General features: G+C 57.4%; 15 protein-coding genes. 8 read left to right on the top strand and 7 right to left on the bottom strand.

The window, feature by feature from the left end:
- The first annotated feature begins 20 nt into the window (after positions 1-20).
- The 3 genes from rny (at position 21) to tyrS (ending at position 3,848) form a co-directional block, all read left to right on the top strand.
- Positions 21-1,586 (top strand): ribonuclease Y, encoded by a 1,566-nt coding sequence (gene rny / locus ACOCF6_RS09555; protein ID WP_482463314.1) that lies wholly within the window; start codon positions 21-23, stop codon positions 1,584-1,586.
- Positions 1,587-1,728: 142 nt separating this feature from the next.
- The gene (locus tag ACOCF6_RS09550; RefSeq protein ID WP_482460156.1) at positions 1,729-2,514 is read left to right on the top strand and encodes a TIGR00282 family metallophosphoesterase; all 786 of its coding nucleotides are present in this window, start codon (positions 1,729-1,731) and stop codon (positions 2,512-2,514) included.
- 122 nt (positions 2,515-2,636) lie between these two features.
- On the top strand, positions 2,637-3,848 hold the full coding sequence (gene tyrS / locus ACOCF6_RS09545) for a tyrosine--tRNA ligase (RefSeq protein WP_482460155.1): 1,212 nt from the start codon (positions 2,637-2,639) through the stop codon (positions 3,846-3,848).
- Positions 3,849-3,932: 84 nt separating this feature from the next.
- Here the strand turns inward: tyrS and ACOCF6_RS09540 are convergent, their stop codons facing one another.
- The 5 genes from ACOCF6_RS09540 to ACOCF6_RS09520 all read right to left on the bottom strand — a co-directional run bounded on the left by ACOCF6_RS09540 (position 3,933) and on the right by ACOCF6_RS09520 (position 7,768).
- On the bottom strand, positions 3,933-5,600 hold the full coding sequence (locus tag ACOCF6_RS09540) for a ribonuclease J (protein ID WP_482460154.1): 1,668 nt from the start codon (positions 5,598-5,600) through the stop codon (positions 3,933-3,935).
- A gap of 9 nt (positions 5,601-5,609) precedes the next feature.
- Positions 5,610-6,011, bottom strand: a complete 402-nt coding sequence (locus tag ACOCF6_RS09535; RefSeq protein WP_482460153.1) for a tetratricopeptide repeat protein — start codon at positions 6,009-6,011, stop codon at positions 5,610-5,612.
- Between the two features lie 2 nt (positions 6,012-6,013).
- A complete protein-coding gene (locus ACOCF6_RS09530) occupies positions 6,014-6,199 on the bottom strand; it encodes a hypothetical protein (protein WP_482460152.1) in 186 nt (61 codons plus the stop codon).
- Between the two features lies 1 nt (position 6,200).
- The gene (locus tag ACOCF6_RS09525; RefSeq protein ID WP_482460151.1) at positions 6,201-6,902 is read right to left on the bottom strand and encodes a lysophospholipid acyltransferase family protein; all 702 of its coding nucleotides are present in this window, start codon (positions 6,900-6,902) and stop codon (positions 6,201-6,203) included.
- Positions 6,903-6,994: 92 nt separating this feature from the next.
- Complete coding sequence (locus ACOCF6_RS09520) at positions 6,995-7,768, bottom strand: DUF3553 domain-containing protein (protein WP_482460150.1); 774 nt, start codon at positions 7,766-7,768, stop codon at positions 6,995-6,997.
- Positions 7,769-7,926: 158 nt separating this feature from the next.
- Between ACOCF6_RS09520 and ACOCF6_RS09515 the strand changes: the two genes are divergently transcribed.
- A complete protein-coding gene (locus tag ACOCF6_RS09515; protein WP_482460149.1) occupies positions 7,927-8,331 on the top strand; it encodes a CoA-binding protein in 405 nt (134 codons plus the stop codon).
- Here ACOCF6_RS09515 and ACOCF6_RS09510 read toward each other — a convergent pair.
- Together ACOCF6_RS09510 and ACOCF6_RS09505 are read right to left on the bottom strand one after the other, a co-directional pair.
- Entirely contained in the window at positions 8,328-10,223 is a 1,896-nt protein-coding gene (locus tag ACOCF6_RS09510; protein ID WP_482460148.1) for an ATP-binding cassette domain-containing protein, read from the bottom strand. The two genes, ACOCF6_RS09515 and ACOCF6_RS09510, sit on opposite strands and share 4 nt — an antisense overlap.
- Before the next feature lie 115 nt (positions 10,224-10,338).
- Positions 10,339-10,611 (bottom strand): DUF1653 domain-containing protein, encoded by a 273-nt coding sequence (locus ACOCF6_RS09505; RefSeq protein ID WP_482460147.1) that lies wholly within the window; start codon positions 10,609-10,611, stop codon positions 10,339-10,341.
- 148 nt (positions 10,612-10,759) lie between these two features.
- Here ACOCF6_RS09505 and ACOCF6_RS09500 point away from each other — a divergent pair, with 148 nt between their 5' ends.
- The 4 genes from ACOCF6_RS09500 to ACOCF6_RS09485 all read left to right on the top strand — a co-directional run bounded on the left by ACOCF6_RS09500 (position 10,760) and on the right by ACOCF6_RS09485 (position 13,835).
- A complete protein-coding gene (locus ACOCF6_RS09500; RefSeq protein ID WP_482460146.1) occupies positions 10,760-12,397 on the top strand; it encodes an ABC-F family ATP-binding cassette domain-containing protein in 1,638 nt (545 codons plus the stop codon).
- A 134-nt stretch (positions 12,398-12,531) separates the two neighbouring features.
- A complete protein-coding gene (locus ACOCF6_RS09495) occupies positions 12,532-12,732 on the top strand; it encodes a cold-shock protein (protein WP_482460145.1) in 201 nt (66 codons plus the stop codon).
- An 87-nt stretch (positions 12,733-12,819) separates the two neighbouring features.
- A complete protein-coding gene (locus ACOCF6_RS09490) occupies positions 12,820-13,368 on the top strand; it encodes a YaeQ family protein (RefSeq protein ID WP_482460144.1) in 549 nt (182 codons plus the stop codon).
- A complete protein-coding gene (locus ACOCF6_RS09485) occupies positions 13,365-13,835 on the top strand; it encodes a GreA/GreB family elongation factor (protein WP_482460143.1) in 471 nt (156 codons plus the stop codon). The genes ACOCF6_RS09490 and ACOCF6_RS09485 overlap by 4 nt, the downstream gene beginning before the upstream one ends.
- Positions 13,836-13,853 lie beyond the last annotated feature (18 nt).

Genomic DNA, 13,853 nt, shown 5'->3' with positions numbered 1-13,853 from the left:
AGGAGGTTATTGATATGGACATGGGAGTATTGATCGGAGTCGTTATTGCACTGCTGGTAGCCGTTGTCGGGGCCTATTTGGCAGGCAGCAAGTCAAACAAGAAGGATTCAGGCTCCATCGTTCGACAGGCCGAGGAACTGGCCGCGAAAATGATCGACGATGCACGCCGCGAAGCAGACACCATCACCAAAGAGTCTGAACTCAAAGCAAAGGATCTTGCATTAGAAGCAAAGGCCGGCCATGAACGGGAGATGACGGAAAAGAAAAAAGATCTCCAGAGCCTTGAAAAGCGCCTGCAGCAGAAAGAAGAGAACCTCGACAAAAAAGTAGCCATCTTTGAACAGAAGGAACTGGATATCCTCAAGAAAGAGCAGTCTGTTACTACGAGAGAACAGTCGCTTGGGCACAAGGAAGAAGAACTGAAAAAGGCTGCCGATGTGCAGAAGGCAAAGCTGGAAACCATCTCCGGCATGTCTGCTTCGGAAGCCAAGAAAGAGCTGATGGACGTCATGGAGGATGAGGCCAAGCATGATGCCGCCAAAATCATCCGCCTGATCGAAGAGGAAGCCCGCGAAACTGCAGACAAAAAGGCCAAGGAGATCATGGCGCTCGCCATCCAGCGCTATGCCGGCGAGTATGTGGCCGAACGTACCGTGTCGGTCGTACCGCTGCCGTCAGATGAAATGAAAGGGCGCATCATCGGCCGCGAAGGCCGCAATATCCGCGCCCTGGAAGCCGCTACCGGCATTGACCTGATTATCGACGACACCCCCGAAGCTGTTATTCTTTCCGGGTTTAATCCGGTACGCCGGGAAGTTGCCCGCCTGTCGCTCGAAAAACTGATCGGCGACGGCCGTATCCATCCCGGCCGCATCGAAGAGGTTGTGGCCAAGGCCACTGAAGAGGTGGAGCTTTCCATCAAGGAGGCCGGCGAACAGGCCGCCTTTGACCTGGGCGTACATGGCATCCACCCCGAGGTGCTCAAGCTGATCGGCCGGCTCAAATACCGCACCTCCTACACCCAGAACGTGTACCAGCACTCCCTGGAAGTAGCCTTCCTGTGCGGCATCATGGCCGCCGAGTTGGGCATCAACGTCAAGCAGGCCAAACGTGCCGGACTGCTGCATGACCTGGGCAAGGCCGTCGACCATGAGGTCGAGGGCTCCCACGCCGTGATCGGTGCCGATCTGGCCCGAAAATACGGTGAATCCCCGAAAATCGTCCATGCCATCATGGCCCACCACGAGGACGAGAAGCCGACCACGGTTCTGGCAGTGTTGGTACAGGCGGCCGATGCCCTGTCCGGAGCCCGTCCCGGAGCACGGCGCGAGATGATGGAAACCTACGTCAAGCGTCTGGAAGAGCTGGAGCGTATTGCCACCTCGTTCGGAGGCGTCCAGTCCTCCTTCGCCATCCAGGCCGGTCGCGAGATCCGCGTGATGGTTTCCAGTGATCAGGTCACCGACGAAACAGCCGTGATCATGGCCCGCGATATCGCCAAGAAGATCGAAGCCGAGATGACCTATCCCGGCCAGATCAAGGTTAATGTCATCCGCGAAACCAGGGCAGTGGAATATGCCCGTTAAAATGGAACGGCTCTTTTCCGCAATATCTGCGTAAGTCTTCAGGACCGCTTGTGCGGCGTACCTTGGGGTACGCCTCCGCGCAATCCTTCGACAGCCTTGATCTTGCGAAAAATCCTCCGTTCCCGTTCAACCGAAAGGCTTTATGCCAGTAAAGATTTTGTTTATAGGGGATATCATCGGCAAACCGGGCCGCCAGGCGCTCTCCAGGGAACTGGACCGCCTGGTGGACCGGCATGCTGTCGATCTGGTGATCGCCAACGGCGAGAACGCTGCCGGCGGCTTCGGTCTGACGCTCGATACCGCCAAAGAGCTGTTCGATATGGGGGTGCATTGCATCACCAGCGGCAATCATATCTGGGACAAAAAGGAACAGGTGCCGCTGATCCTGGCGGACAAGCGCATTCTGCGTCCTGTCAATTATCCGGAAGGTGCAGCCGGTGTCGGCAGCGCCATTTTTACGACCCCCGGCAAGGTCAAGGTGGCGGTCCTCAACCTGGAAGGGCGCATCTACATGAAAAACCTGGAATGTCCCTTCCGCGCTGCCGATAAGGAAATCGAGCGTCTCAAACAGGAAACACCCATTATTTTCGTCGATTTTCATGCCGAAGCAACCTCAGAAAAGGCCGCTTTAGGCTGGTATCTGGATGGCCGGGTCAGTGCGCTGGTCGGCACCCATACCCACGTCCAGACCGCCGACGAACGCATCCTGACCCTGGGTACGGCCTATCTGTCCGACGCCGGCATGACCGGCAGCTTCGACTCGGTCATCGGCATCGGCAAGGAAGAGGCCATCCGCAAGTTCCTGACCCAATTGCCGGTCAAGTTCGAGATCCCCAAGAAAGATATGCGCATCAACGGTGTGGTGATCGGGGTAGATGAAATCAGCGGCAAGGCGGTCAGTATCGAACGCATCAATATGAGCTGTTAATACTTTCTTAGTCCACAAAGTACACGAATGAGTGATAAATACTAATGTCAATCGTAATATCTATTTGTATTTATTAGTGATTATTCGTGTCCTTTGTGGATACTATGTTTTTGGAGTTGAACATGTCCGTAGCTGAACAGATGGTCGTCATCAAACGCGGTAGCGTTGAAATCTTGGTAGAGAAGGAACTTGAAGAAAAGCTGGCGAAATCGCTCAAGACAGGTGTACCCCTCATTATCAAGGCCGGTTTCGATCCGACCGCCCCGGATCTGCACCTGGGTCACACCGTTCTGATCCAGAAGCTGCGCCAGTTCCAGCAGTTGGGGCATGATGTCAATTTCCTGATCGGCGATTTCACCGGCATGATCGGCGACCCGAGCGGCAAGTCCGAGACCCGCAAGGTGCTGACCCGCGAGGATGTGCTCCGAAATGCCGAGACCTACAAGGAACAGGTCTTCAAGATCCTTGATCCGGAAAAGACCAAGGTCGTCTTCAACTCCACCTGGCTGAACGAACTGGGAGCAGGTGGCATGATCGCCCTGGCCTCCAAATGCACCATGGCCCGTATGCTGGAGCGGGACGACTTCCATAAACGCTTTACCACCCAGCAGCCGATCGCCATCCATGAATTCCTGTACCCGCTGGTTCAGGGCTACGATTCAGTGGCCATGAAAGCCGACGTTGAGCTGGGCGGCACCGACCAGAAGTTCAATCTGCTGATGGGACGTGAACTGCAGCGCGAGTGGGGCCAGTCGCCCCAGTGCATACTGACCATGCCACTCTTGGAGGGTCTGGACGGCGTCAACAAGATGTCCAAGTCTTTAGGCAATTACATCGGCGTCAGCGAGACGGGCGACGAGATCTTCGGCAAGGTCATGTCCATCTCCGATGAGCTGATGCTGCGTTACTATGAGCTGCTCTCCGACATGACGTTGGCCGAGCTGGAGAAGCTAAAAAACGACCTCAAAGATCATTCTGTGCATCCCATGGCGGCCAAAAAGGCCCTGGGGCGCGAGATAGTGTCCCGCTTCCACGGCGCTGGTGCAGGAGAAATTGCCGAGGAGAACTTTGTCAAGCGTTTCAAGGAGAACGAGATCCCGGACGAGATGCCTCAGGTCAGCTATAGCCTGAGCGAGGGCAGCATTCTGCTGGCCAAGGCCATGACCGATGCCGGCCTGACCAAGTCCAACGGCGAGGGTCGTCGTGCCATCGATGGCGGCGGGGTCAAGCTGGATGGCGAGAAGGTCTCGGATACCAATCTGGAGCTGATTGCGGCTGGCGAGTATATCGTCCAGATCGGCCGGCGCAGGTTTGCGAGGATTGTGATCTCATAACCAGATACGTTATCGCTGAATGCAAAGCGGGACCGGCACAATGCCGGTCCCGCTTTTGTTTCGTTCAAGAATGTGTGTTTGGAACTACATCTCCATAATCACAGGCAGGATCACCGGGCGCCGTTCGATGGTCTTCTTGAAAAAGCGCCGCAGGACCTGGCGGACGGTTGTGTTGACCTCCTCACAATCGCAGCGCATCTCTTCACTCAGATCTTCCAGCGCCTCGACAACCAGGCAGCGCGCTGTTTCAAGATACTCCTGACTCTCATCCTCGAAGACAAAACCGCGGGATACGATATCCGGTCCGTAGATGACCTCTCCCGTGGTTTTGTTCATGCCGATAATGATCACCACCATGCCGTCCTCGGAGAGGTGCTTGCGGTCCCTGAGTACGACGTTGCCCACATCGCCGACCCCCTTGCCGTCCACAAAGACCCGCCCCGAATTGACCTTTTCAACGATAGCCGCTGTATCGGAGTAGAATGAAACCACATCGCCGTTGGTCGCAAGGATGCAGCGCTCGGCGGGGACTCCAGTCTTTTGCGCCAGCTTGGAGTGCACCATCAGATGCCGGTACTCGCCGTGGATCGGTATGAAGAAACGCGGCCGCACCAGATTGAGCATCAGCTTGAGCTCCTCCTGGCAGGCGTGGCCGGAGACGTGCACCTCGGAGGTTTTTTCATGAAAAACCTCGGCGCCGCGCCGGTACAGGTGGTTGATCAGTTCGGAGATGGTCCGCTCATTGCCCGGGATGACGCGCGAAGAGAGGATCACGGTATCGCCCTGCTCGAGCTTGATCTGCTTGTGGTCATCCATGGCGATACGGATCAGGGACGAGCGCGGCTCGCCCTGGCTGCCGGTGGTGATCATGCAGACCTGTTCGCGGGGCATATAGGGCAGCTCTCTCAGGTCCATAAACACATCGTCGGGGATGTGCAGGTAGCCCAGCTGGCGGGCAATGCGCACATTGGCCACCATGGAGCGTCCATTGAGCAGGACCTTGCGGCCGCAGCGCACGGCGGCATCGGCTACCTGCTGCACGCGGTGGATACTGCTGGAGAAGGCCGCCACAATGATCCTTCCCTGGCAGGTAGGGAAGATCTCGTCAAAGGCCTCGCCGACCGATTTCTCCGAAAGTGTGAAGCCCTCCCGCTCCACGTTGGTGGAATCGGACAGGAGCGCCAGCACACCCTGTTCGCCATAGCGGGCAAAGGAGGGCAGGTCGGTCAATTCGCCATCGACCGGGGTCTGATCGATCTTGAAGTCGCCGGTGTGGATCACGACCCCCTCGGGTGTCGTGATTGCCAGGGCACAGCCATCAACGACCGAGTGCGCCACCCGCAGGAATTCCACACTGAAACAGCCCAGAGAAACCGTGTCGCGGGGTTTTACAACCCGCAGATCGACCCGGTCATCCAGCTTGTATTCCTTGAGCTTTTCGTTCACAAACCCCAGGGTCAGAGCGGTGCCGTAGATCGGTACGTTCAGCTCCTGCAGTACAAACGGCAAGGCCCCGATGTGGTCCTCGTGGCCATGGGTCAGGCAGATGGCGCGCACCTTTTCAGTGCGTTCCTGCAGCCAGCTGATGTCGGGGATGACGTAATCGATCCCCAGCATGTATGGCTCCGGAAACATCAGGCCGCAGTCTACGACGATGATGTCATCGCCACATTCATAGGCCATCATGTTCATGCCGATCTCGCCGAGACCGCCGAGGGGAATGATCTGGAGCGCTGTTGATGATGGTGTCATGTCCACAGATTACCTTTCTTTCTGGAGCGGGATGAGAGCGGCTATTTTTTTGTCGCAACGGGCGATCCACTCCATGCCCGGCGTCACCAGCCAGCGGTCAGCATAGAACGAGCTGCGCAGGGAGCGATAGGCGATCAGCGCTCGGCTGATATCACCCAGCCGTTCGTTGTTTTCAGCGATGCTCCACAGCTTTTGTGCTGCAATTTCAATGGTGCCGTTGAAGGGAATGTACATATGGATGGCTGATTCATAGCCGGCCACCGCGCCTGCGAAATCACCGCGCTGCAGGGCAGCTTCGCCGAGAGCGAACTGGGCCTGCATGCGCCACCAGGTGCCGGCAAAAAAGAGCAGCAGGCAGACCACGACGATGACCGCAGCATTTACCAGTATGGTTGTAATTCGATCCGTCATATTCACCTGAAAAAATTCGGGATTATCATCAGCAGGATGCCCAGTACCATCGCAATAACACCCGCCAGTACAGCCAGTGCAGCAGCGATCCCGAAGGGGATGCGCAGCCGGTGGGCTGCCGGCAGACCCCAAGCAATCGCTGCCAGGCCGCCAAGAATCAAGGGAATGAATTTAAAGCCTGCGTACATGTCAGTTCTCCAGGCCGGTGGTTATAACGTTTCGTACCTTCTCCATCAGCCACTCCTCGGCCTGGGCCTTTTTCAGGCCTTCCGGGACAATCACCCGGGGGTGCAGGGTAAGTGTTATCCTGCCGCTGTTCAGCTTGATCCGCCCCCCGGGGTTTACCCGGCCGCTGCCGTTGATCGTGGCGGGGATGACCGGTACTCCGGCCCGGACCGCCAGCATGAATCCCCCACGCTTGAAGGGGAGCAGTTGACCGTCCCGTGAGCGGGTCCCTTCCGGAAACATGACCACACTGCTGCCCTGGCGGATGATGGCGGCGGCGTTTTCCATGCTTTTGAGGGCCTTGCGGCCATCTGATCGATCCAGCGGAATGTACCCGCCGCGGCGCATGGAAGGACCGAACACCGGGATATCGAACAGTTCCTTTTTGGCGATCCAGTAGACCCGCCGAGGTATGGTGGCGATCAGCGCCAGGATGTCAAAATTACTCTGATGGTTGCTCATCAGAATGAAGGGGCCATCCGGCAGATGCTCTGTGCCCAGCAGTTCGACGTGTGTATTGTTAAGGGCCAGCCCAAAGCGTGCCCACAGGCGGGCATGAAAGGCGTAGGACCTGCCGCTGGGATCGAACAGGGTGCATATACTCGCACTCAAGGCAAACAGACCTGTGACAGGGATGAACACAAACAGGTAAAGATACGCACGCACGCTTCACGACTCCTGATAAAATCGGTATAATTTACGTTCTTTCACTGGGTGAGTCAAATTGAATTTCTGAAAGCGGTGCAGTGCCTTGGGGATCAGGTAGTTTCTTTCAGGCAGACCTGCACAATCTTTTTGCCCGTGACAGCAATCAGTTCCTGCCAATAGCGCGCCTGCTCCGCTTTCAGCGAGTCCTTGGGGCCTGTTACCGTACAGAAACTCCAGTCCGATAGATCCGGTTTAAACAACAGAAGCTCGGGACAGAGACCTGCGCCATAAACCGGGTGCGGATTGACAATAAAGTGGAAGGCCTCTTCAGATGCCAGTCTCCTCAATAATCCCTGTTTGGCGGCATGGTCGGGGCATTCATAATTTTTATTGAGACTGTGGTATCCGAATGTCTCGTACATTTTTATGGCCGCGTACCACTCCAGAAAATGCGGGCTCAAGCCCCGCCCTTGATAACTGGATGCCAGGGATGCATCTCGCACGTCGAACAAAAACGGATACTCCCGCTGCCATGACTCAATCTGCCCGCGGGTATCATGTGCAAACTGTTTGCGCAGATGTTTGGGATAGGTAAAGTCGAACTCTCCGGAAATTACCCTGGGAATTCCCTGGCTCGAAGTTTTCGATTTCGATGACTTGACAGACGTGCCGGCGGTACGCGCCCGCGCGGCCTTCTTGACCGGTTCCTGATAGGATTCCGGGTCGGCCGGCTGCAGGGAGTCCATGTGGGATTCCTTGATTTTACGGATTTCACCATCACTGAAGATAATAGTAACCTTATCGGCGGCAACCTCCAACACCTTGCCGGAACCCCACTGCGGGGCCGAGCTGTGGCTTACTATAACTCCTGGTTTCAATTTCATACTCATACCTCGATCTTCCGCTAAAAAACGCGGAAGCAGAATCTCGCGGGTTGCGCGGGTAATAGGACCTTCGGACTTCTGATACTCATGCAGACAGTGGCAAGCATACCTGATTTGGACTATACTCAGGTCATAACAGATAAAACAGGGAGGATTTCATGCCAGTACAAGAACAGATCAACCAGTTTCTCTCAGCTGCGGCCTTCGGGGTTGCCGGCGCCTCTGCCAACCGGCAGAAGTTCGGCAACCGCGTACTGCGCTGCTACCTTCAGCACGGTAAGCGGGCCGTTCCGGTCAATCCCAACGAGACACAGATCGAGGGGATTGACTGCGTAGCATCCGTCGATGAACTGCCGGCGGATGTCACCAGCCTTTCCATGATCACCCCGCCGGCGGTGACGGAACAGCTCGTGCCCAAGGCCATCGCCCGTGGCATTCGCAATATCTGGATGCAGCCCGGCGCTGAAAGCCCGGCCGCCGTCGCGCTGTGCCGGGAAAAAGGGGTCAATGTCATCGCTGACGGCAGCTGCCTGCTGGTGGTGCTGGGATACCACGACCACTAGCCGGGGGTTTTCAGGGATTCCAGCTCCTCCCAGCGCAGGTAGGCGCTCGTCAGCTCCAGCTCCAGCTCTGCCAGTCGGGAGTTGACCTGCGCCACTCCGGCCGCAGCGCGCTTGTAAAACTCCGGGTCGGCCATGGTGGCATGCAGGGTTGCCTGCTCCTGCTCCAGGGCTGCAATTTTCTCCGGCAGTGCCTCCAGTTCGCGCTGTTCATTGAAGCTCATCTTGCGCGGCCGCTCCTTTGGCGGCCGTGTTTTTTCCGGCGCCGCAGCGGAAGAGGTCACAACCGGAGCAGCCTCGACAGCGGCCTGACGCAGCCAGTCGTCGTACCCCCCCACCGATTCCCGCACCACGCCATCCACTCCGACCGCCAGCGTGCTGGTTACCACATTGTTGAGGAACTCACGATCATGGCTGACCAGCAGCAGTGTGCCGGGGTATTCCAGCAGCAGATCCTCCAGCAGATCCAGCGTTTCCACATCCAGGTCATTGGTCGGTTCGTCCATGACCAGGACATTGGAGGGTTTGGTAAACAGTTTGGCCAGCAGCAGCCGATTGCGCTCTCCGCCTGACAGAATGCTGACCGGGCTGCGGGCCCGTTCCGGGGAAAAGAGGAAATCCTGCAAATAGCCGATGATATGCCGGGACTGGCCGTTGATGATCAGGGTGTCATTGCCTTCCCCGACGTTCTCCTGAACACTTTTGTCCAGATCCAGCTGTTCGCGCATCTGGTCGAAATAGATCACCTCGCGGCGGCTGCCCAGTTTGATTTCCCCCTGTTGCGGCGCCAGTTCACCCAGCAGCATCTTCAGCAGGGTGGTCTTGCCGGAACCGTTCGGTCCGATGATCCCGATCCGGTCGCCGCGCATGATGGTGGTGGAAAATCCCTTGATGATCGGCCGGCCGTCGTAGGCGAAGGTAACGCCGGACGCCTCGGCAACCAGCGCACCGGAACGATCCGCCAGCTGCAGTTGAATCTTGACGGTGCCCTGCAGTTCACGTCGCTGACGGGATTCCTCCCGCAGTTTCTTCAGCGCCCGCACCCGCCCTTCGTTGCGGGTCCGGCGGGCCTTGATGCCCTGGCGCACCCAGACCTCCTCCTGGGCCAGCTTCTTGTCAAAGAGCGCCTGGCGGGAGATCTCCGCTTCCAGCAGCGCCTCGCGCCGCTCGACGAATTCATCGTAGCCGCAGGAAAAGGCATAGATCCTGCCGCGGTCCAGTTCGGCCACGCGGTTGGCCAGGCGCCGGGCGAAGGCGCGGTCATGGGTCACGAACAACACGGTCTTGACGGATTTGGCCAGAAACTCCTCCAGCCAGAGGATGGTGTCGATATCCAGGTGATTGGTCGGTTCGTCCAGGATCAGGATGTCGGGTGTTGACACCAGGGCGCGGGCCAGCAGAGCACGGCGCTTGGTGCCGCCCGACAGGGAGGTGAACTCGGCCTCGGGATCCAGCTGCAGGCGATCCAGTACCCGCTCGACTTCCTGGTGCAGGCTCCAGCCGTCACAGTTTTCCAGCTCGTGCTGCAGGGCCTCCAGTCGATCAAGCAGCGCCGTGCTGTCATCCACGGCCAGCGCGTGGCTGACGTGGTGGTACTCGGCCAGCAGCTCGGCGGCATTGCCCATGCCGGAAGCGACCACATCGAAAACGCTGCCGGTCAGCCCCACCGGGACTTCCTGTGAGACCGTGGCCACCTTGAGCCCCTGTTGACGCTGAATCTCGCCGCCCTCCGGGGCCAGTTCTCCGCCGATCAGTTTCAGCAGGGTTGATTTGCCGCTGCCGTTGCGTCCCAGGAGGCACAGACGGTCACCCTGCTCGATCTGCAGATTGATACCGTCGAAGAGTGCCGGCCCTCCGAAGGCCAGGGTTATGTTGCGAAGCGATATAAGTGCCACGGTTACCTCATGAGGCTGTTGATGTTGGGGGGACACGTTAGGTGCAGGGGTTGAGCCGGTTGCTGCCAAAGGCCTGGTTCACGGACTTGAATGCATCGCTGCGTACAGCGAACGGTTACAGCTCTTCCGTTCGCTCGAATCTCGGCACGGGCCGTCCATCCACCAGTACCTCTTCTGTAAACATCGCCAGAGGCCGGACCCACAGTGAGTGGTCGCCATACAGACAGCGGTAGACGACCAGCAACTCTTTCGTCTCGCTATGGCGGGCGGTTTCGATCACCTCGTAGAGGTTGCCCTTGTAGTGCCGGTAGCGGCCGGGGCGGAGCGGAGTGGCGTCCGAGGCCGATGCGGTCTCCCCGGATGATTCTCTGTGAGGTCGGCTGATCATGAATTTATGCTCCGGATGTTCGTCTGAACAGCATAATCACCTTTTTTGCGACCTGCGTCAACCAATGAAGATTAAAATATTGATTGCCACCGTGCAAACAGCATGTTATCAAATTCAGTTGATCTCAGACAGTGGGGTGTTACAGAGCATGATTCATCTTTCCAACATAACCAGACAGCACGGTTCGCAGGTCCTGTTCCGTGAAGCCAGTTTCCAGATTCTGCCCGGCTCACGCAGCGGCCTGGTCGGTCCCAACGGTGCCGGCAAGACCACCATCTTCCGCATCATTACCGGAGAAGAGGAGCCTGACGGCGGCGAAATAACCTGCGCCAAACGCACCACGATCGGCTATTTTTCCCAGGATGTAGGCGATATGTCCGGCCGGTCGGCCCTGGACGAGGTTATGGCCGGTTCGGCCGCCACCGTGCAGCTGGCGGAACAGCTGCAGATGATGGAAACAGCCATGTGCGACCCGATGGATGACGATGCCATGGCGGCCCTGCTGGAGCGCTACGGTGCTGCCCAGGAGGAGTACGAGCATCGCGGCGGCTATGATCTGGACACCCGCGCTCAGACGGTGCTGACCGGCCTGGGGATCGGACCGGACCGCTACGGTCATCCGGTGGAATCCTTCAGCGGCGGTTGGAAGATGCGTATCGCCCTGGCCAAGATACTGACCCTCAAGCCGGATGTACTGCTGCTGGACGAACCTACCAACCATCTGGATGTGGAGTCGATCATCTGGCTGGAGGAGTGGCTGGCAAATGAATTCGACGGCGCACTGCTGATGACCAGCCACGACCGGGATTTCATGAACCGCATCGTTACCCGCATCATTGAGGTGGCCAACAAGACGGTCACTACCTATAGCGGCAACTACGATTTCTACGAGCGTGAGCGCGATATCCGTCGCGACCAGTTGCTGGCCAGCCATAAGCGCCAGCAGGATATGCTGGCCAAGGAAGAGGAGTTCATTGCCCGCTTTGCGGCCCGCGCCTCCCATGCGGCCCAGGTGCAGTCCCGGGTCAAGAAGATCGACAAGATTGACCGGATCGAGATCCCTCCCGAAGAACGCACGGTGCGCTTTGAATTCAATGAACCACCCCGCAGCGGTGACGATGTAGTGGTCATGGAAAATCTGGGCAAGGTCTGGGAAACTCCTGATGGCCGCCAGCACCCGGTGTTCAGCGGCGTTTCAGGCATGATCCGCCGCCACAACAAGATCGCCGTGGTAGGAGTCAACGGGGCCGGAAAGTCGACCCTGCTCAAGATTCTGGCCGGACAGACCGAGCCCACGACCGGCAGCTTTTATCTGGGTGCCAACGTAGAGGCCGGCTACTTCAGTCAGCATGCCCTGGAGGTGCTCGACCCGCGCAAGACCGTCTTTGAAACGCTGCAGGATGCCATGCCGCTGGCAACCATCGGGACCATCCGCAATCTGCTGGGGGCCTTCCTCTTCTCCGGTGACAGTGTGGAGAAGCGTGTTGAAAACCTGTCCGGCGGCGAGAAGAGCCGTGTTGTTCTTGCAACGCTGCTGGCGCGGCCGATCAACTTTCTGATTCTGGATGAACCGACCAACCACCTCGACATCCGCTCGCGCGAGATGCTGCTGGATGCCCTGAAAAATTTCGCCGGGACAGTGGTGCTGGTCAGCCATGACCGGCATTTCCTGCGCCTGCTGGTGGACCGGGTTTTCGAGATCGATCATGGCGAGATGCGGGTCTACGATGGCAGCTACGAGTACTATCTGCACAAGGTCCATGGCGAGGAGATGCCCAATCCCTGACGGTGTACAAAAAAATAATTATTTCATGTGCAATTAATTAGTTTGACATTGTTACCACAAAGCTGATAGTTTATAGAAACGTCCTCGGATATTCCCGGACAAACTTAAAGAGAAGTATCAGGAGAAAGAAGAACATGGTAAACGGAACTGTAAAATGGTTTAATGACAGCAAGGGGTTTGGGTTTCTTGAGCAGGAAGGTGGCGATGATGTATTCGTTCACTTCTCCGCAATCGCGGGAGACGGATTTAAATCCCTCGCTGAAGGCGATAGCGTAACCTTTGAATTGGTCAAAGGCCCCAAAGGCCTGCAGGCTGCAAACGTGGTTCGTTCGTAATATCTGACCGCGTTTACGTATGGAAAGGCCCCGGAGAAATCCGGGGCCTTTTTGTTGTCCAGACCAGAACAAAAGGATGTAGCAGTCATGGCCAAGCCATCAACTATCTACCGGGCCGGCATTCAGCTGTCAGATATCGACCGTGGGTTATATGAGTCCTTGCAGATCACCGTGGCCCAGCACCCGTCGGAAACGGAAGAGCGTCTGCTGGCCCGCATGCTGGCCTATGCACTGTACTTCGAACCGGAACTGACCTTTACCAAGGGTGTTGGAGCGGGAGAGGAACCGGATCTCTGGCTCAAGGGGCCGGACGGTCGCGTCAAACTCTGGATCGAGGTCGGGCTTCCCGATGCCGAACGTCTGGTCAAGGCCTGCCGACATTCCGAACAGGTTGTCCTGTGTGCCTTCGGGTCATCTCTGACAATCTGGGAGAAACAGCATCTGCCGAAGTTGAGCGGAATGTCCAACTTGACGATTGTTACACTGGAACATGCATTTCTGAAGCGCCTCTCAGAGCGTCTGCAGCGCTCCATTGCCTGGTCGCTGACGGTTACCGAAGGCTTGCTCTATCTTGAAATTGACGGCGAAACACTGGAGTCTGCCGTGACCCCTGTGATGGGGACTGGAACGCCATGACCAATCTGATATCTGCAGCAGGTTTGAAAAAGCTTGAAGACGAGTACCACTACCTGTGGCGGGTGGAGCGGCCCAAGGTATGCCAGGGCGTTTCCGATGCTGCCGCCGAGGGGGATCGCTCCGAAAATGCGGAGTACATCTACGGTAAGAAGCGCCTGCGGGAGATTGACAGCAAGCTCAAGCATCTGGGCGCCAGGCTCAAGGTGCTCAAGGTGGCCGTACCGCCTGCCAATCCGACCCTGGTTACATTCGGCTGTTGGGTCGGCTATGAGGATGCTGCCGGCGATGCACGCTGCTACCAGCTGGTAGGTCCGGATGAGATCGATGTCACCGAAGGCAGGATCAGCATCGATTCACCGGTCGGCCAGGCGCTGCTGCACAAAAAACTGGATGACGAGGTTTTTATCAAGCGCCCCAACGGCGACCTGACGGTCTACATCACCTCCATCAGCGCCACGCGCCCATAAAAAAAAGCGCCATTTCCT

It is taken from the genome of Geobacter psychrophilus, assembly GCF_056821595.1.
Note: the sequence above shows the minus strand (reverse complement) of the source record. Positions and strands in the feature narration are given on the sequence as shown.

Coding starts and splice junctions, on each gene's coding strand:
- rny (WP_482463314.1), top strand. CDS start 21: ATGGGAGTATTGATCGGAGTCGTTATTGCACTGCTGGTAGCCGTTGTC.
- ACOCF6_RS09550 (WP_482460156.1), top strand. CDS start 1,729: ATGCCAGTAAAGATTTTGTTTATAGGGGATATCATCGGCAAACCGGGC.
- tyrS (WP_482460155.1), top strand. CDS start 2,637: ATGTCCGTAGCTGAACAGATGGTCGTCATCAAACGCGGTAGCGTTGAA.
- ACOCF6_RS09540 (WP_482460154.1), bottom strand. CDS start 5,600: ATGACACCATCATCAACAGCGCTCCAGATCATTCCCCTCGGCGGTCTC.
- ACOCF6_RS09535 (WP_482460153.1), bottom strand. CDS start 6,011: ATGACGGATCGAATTACAACCATACTGGTAAATGCTGCGGTCATCGTC.
- ACOCF6_RS09530 (WP_482460152.1), bottom strand. CDS start 6,199: ATGTACGCAGGCTTTAAATTCATTCCCTTGATTCTTGGCGGCCTGGCA.
- ACOCF6_RS09520 (WP_482460150.1), bottom strand. CDS start 7,768: ATGAAATTGAAACCAGGAGTTATAGTAAGCCACAGCTCGGCCCCGCAG.
- ACOCF6_RS09515 (WP_482460149.1), top strand. CDS start 7,927: ATGCCAGTACAAGAACAGATCAACCAGTTTCTCTCAGCTGCGGCCTTC.
- ACOCF6_RS09505 (WP_482460147.1), bottom strand. CDS start 10,611: ATGATCAGCCGACCTCACAGAGAATCATCCGGGGAGACCGCATCGGCC.
- ACOCF6_RS09500 (WP_482460146.1), top strand. CDS start 10,760: ATGATTCATCTTTCCAACATAACCAGACAGCACGGTTCGCAGGTCCTG.
- ACOCF6_RS09495 (WP_482460145.1), top strand. CDS start 12,532: ATGGTAAACGGAACTGTAAAATGGTTTAATGACAGCAAGGGGTTTGGG.
- ACOCF6_RS09490 (WP_482460144.1), top strand. CDS start 12,820: ATGGCCAAGCCATCAACTATCTACCGGGCCGGCATTCAGCTGTCAGAT.
- ACOCF6_RS09485 (WP_482460143.1), top strand. CDS start 13,365: ATGACCAATCTGATATCTGCAGCAGGTTTGAAAAAGCTTGAAGACGAG.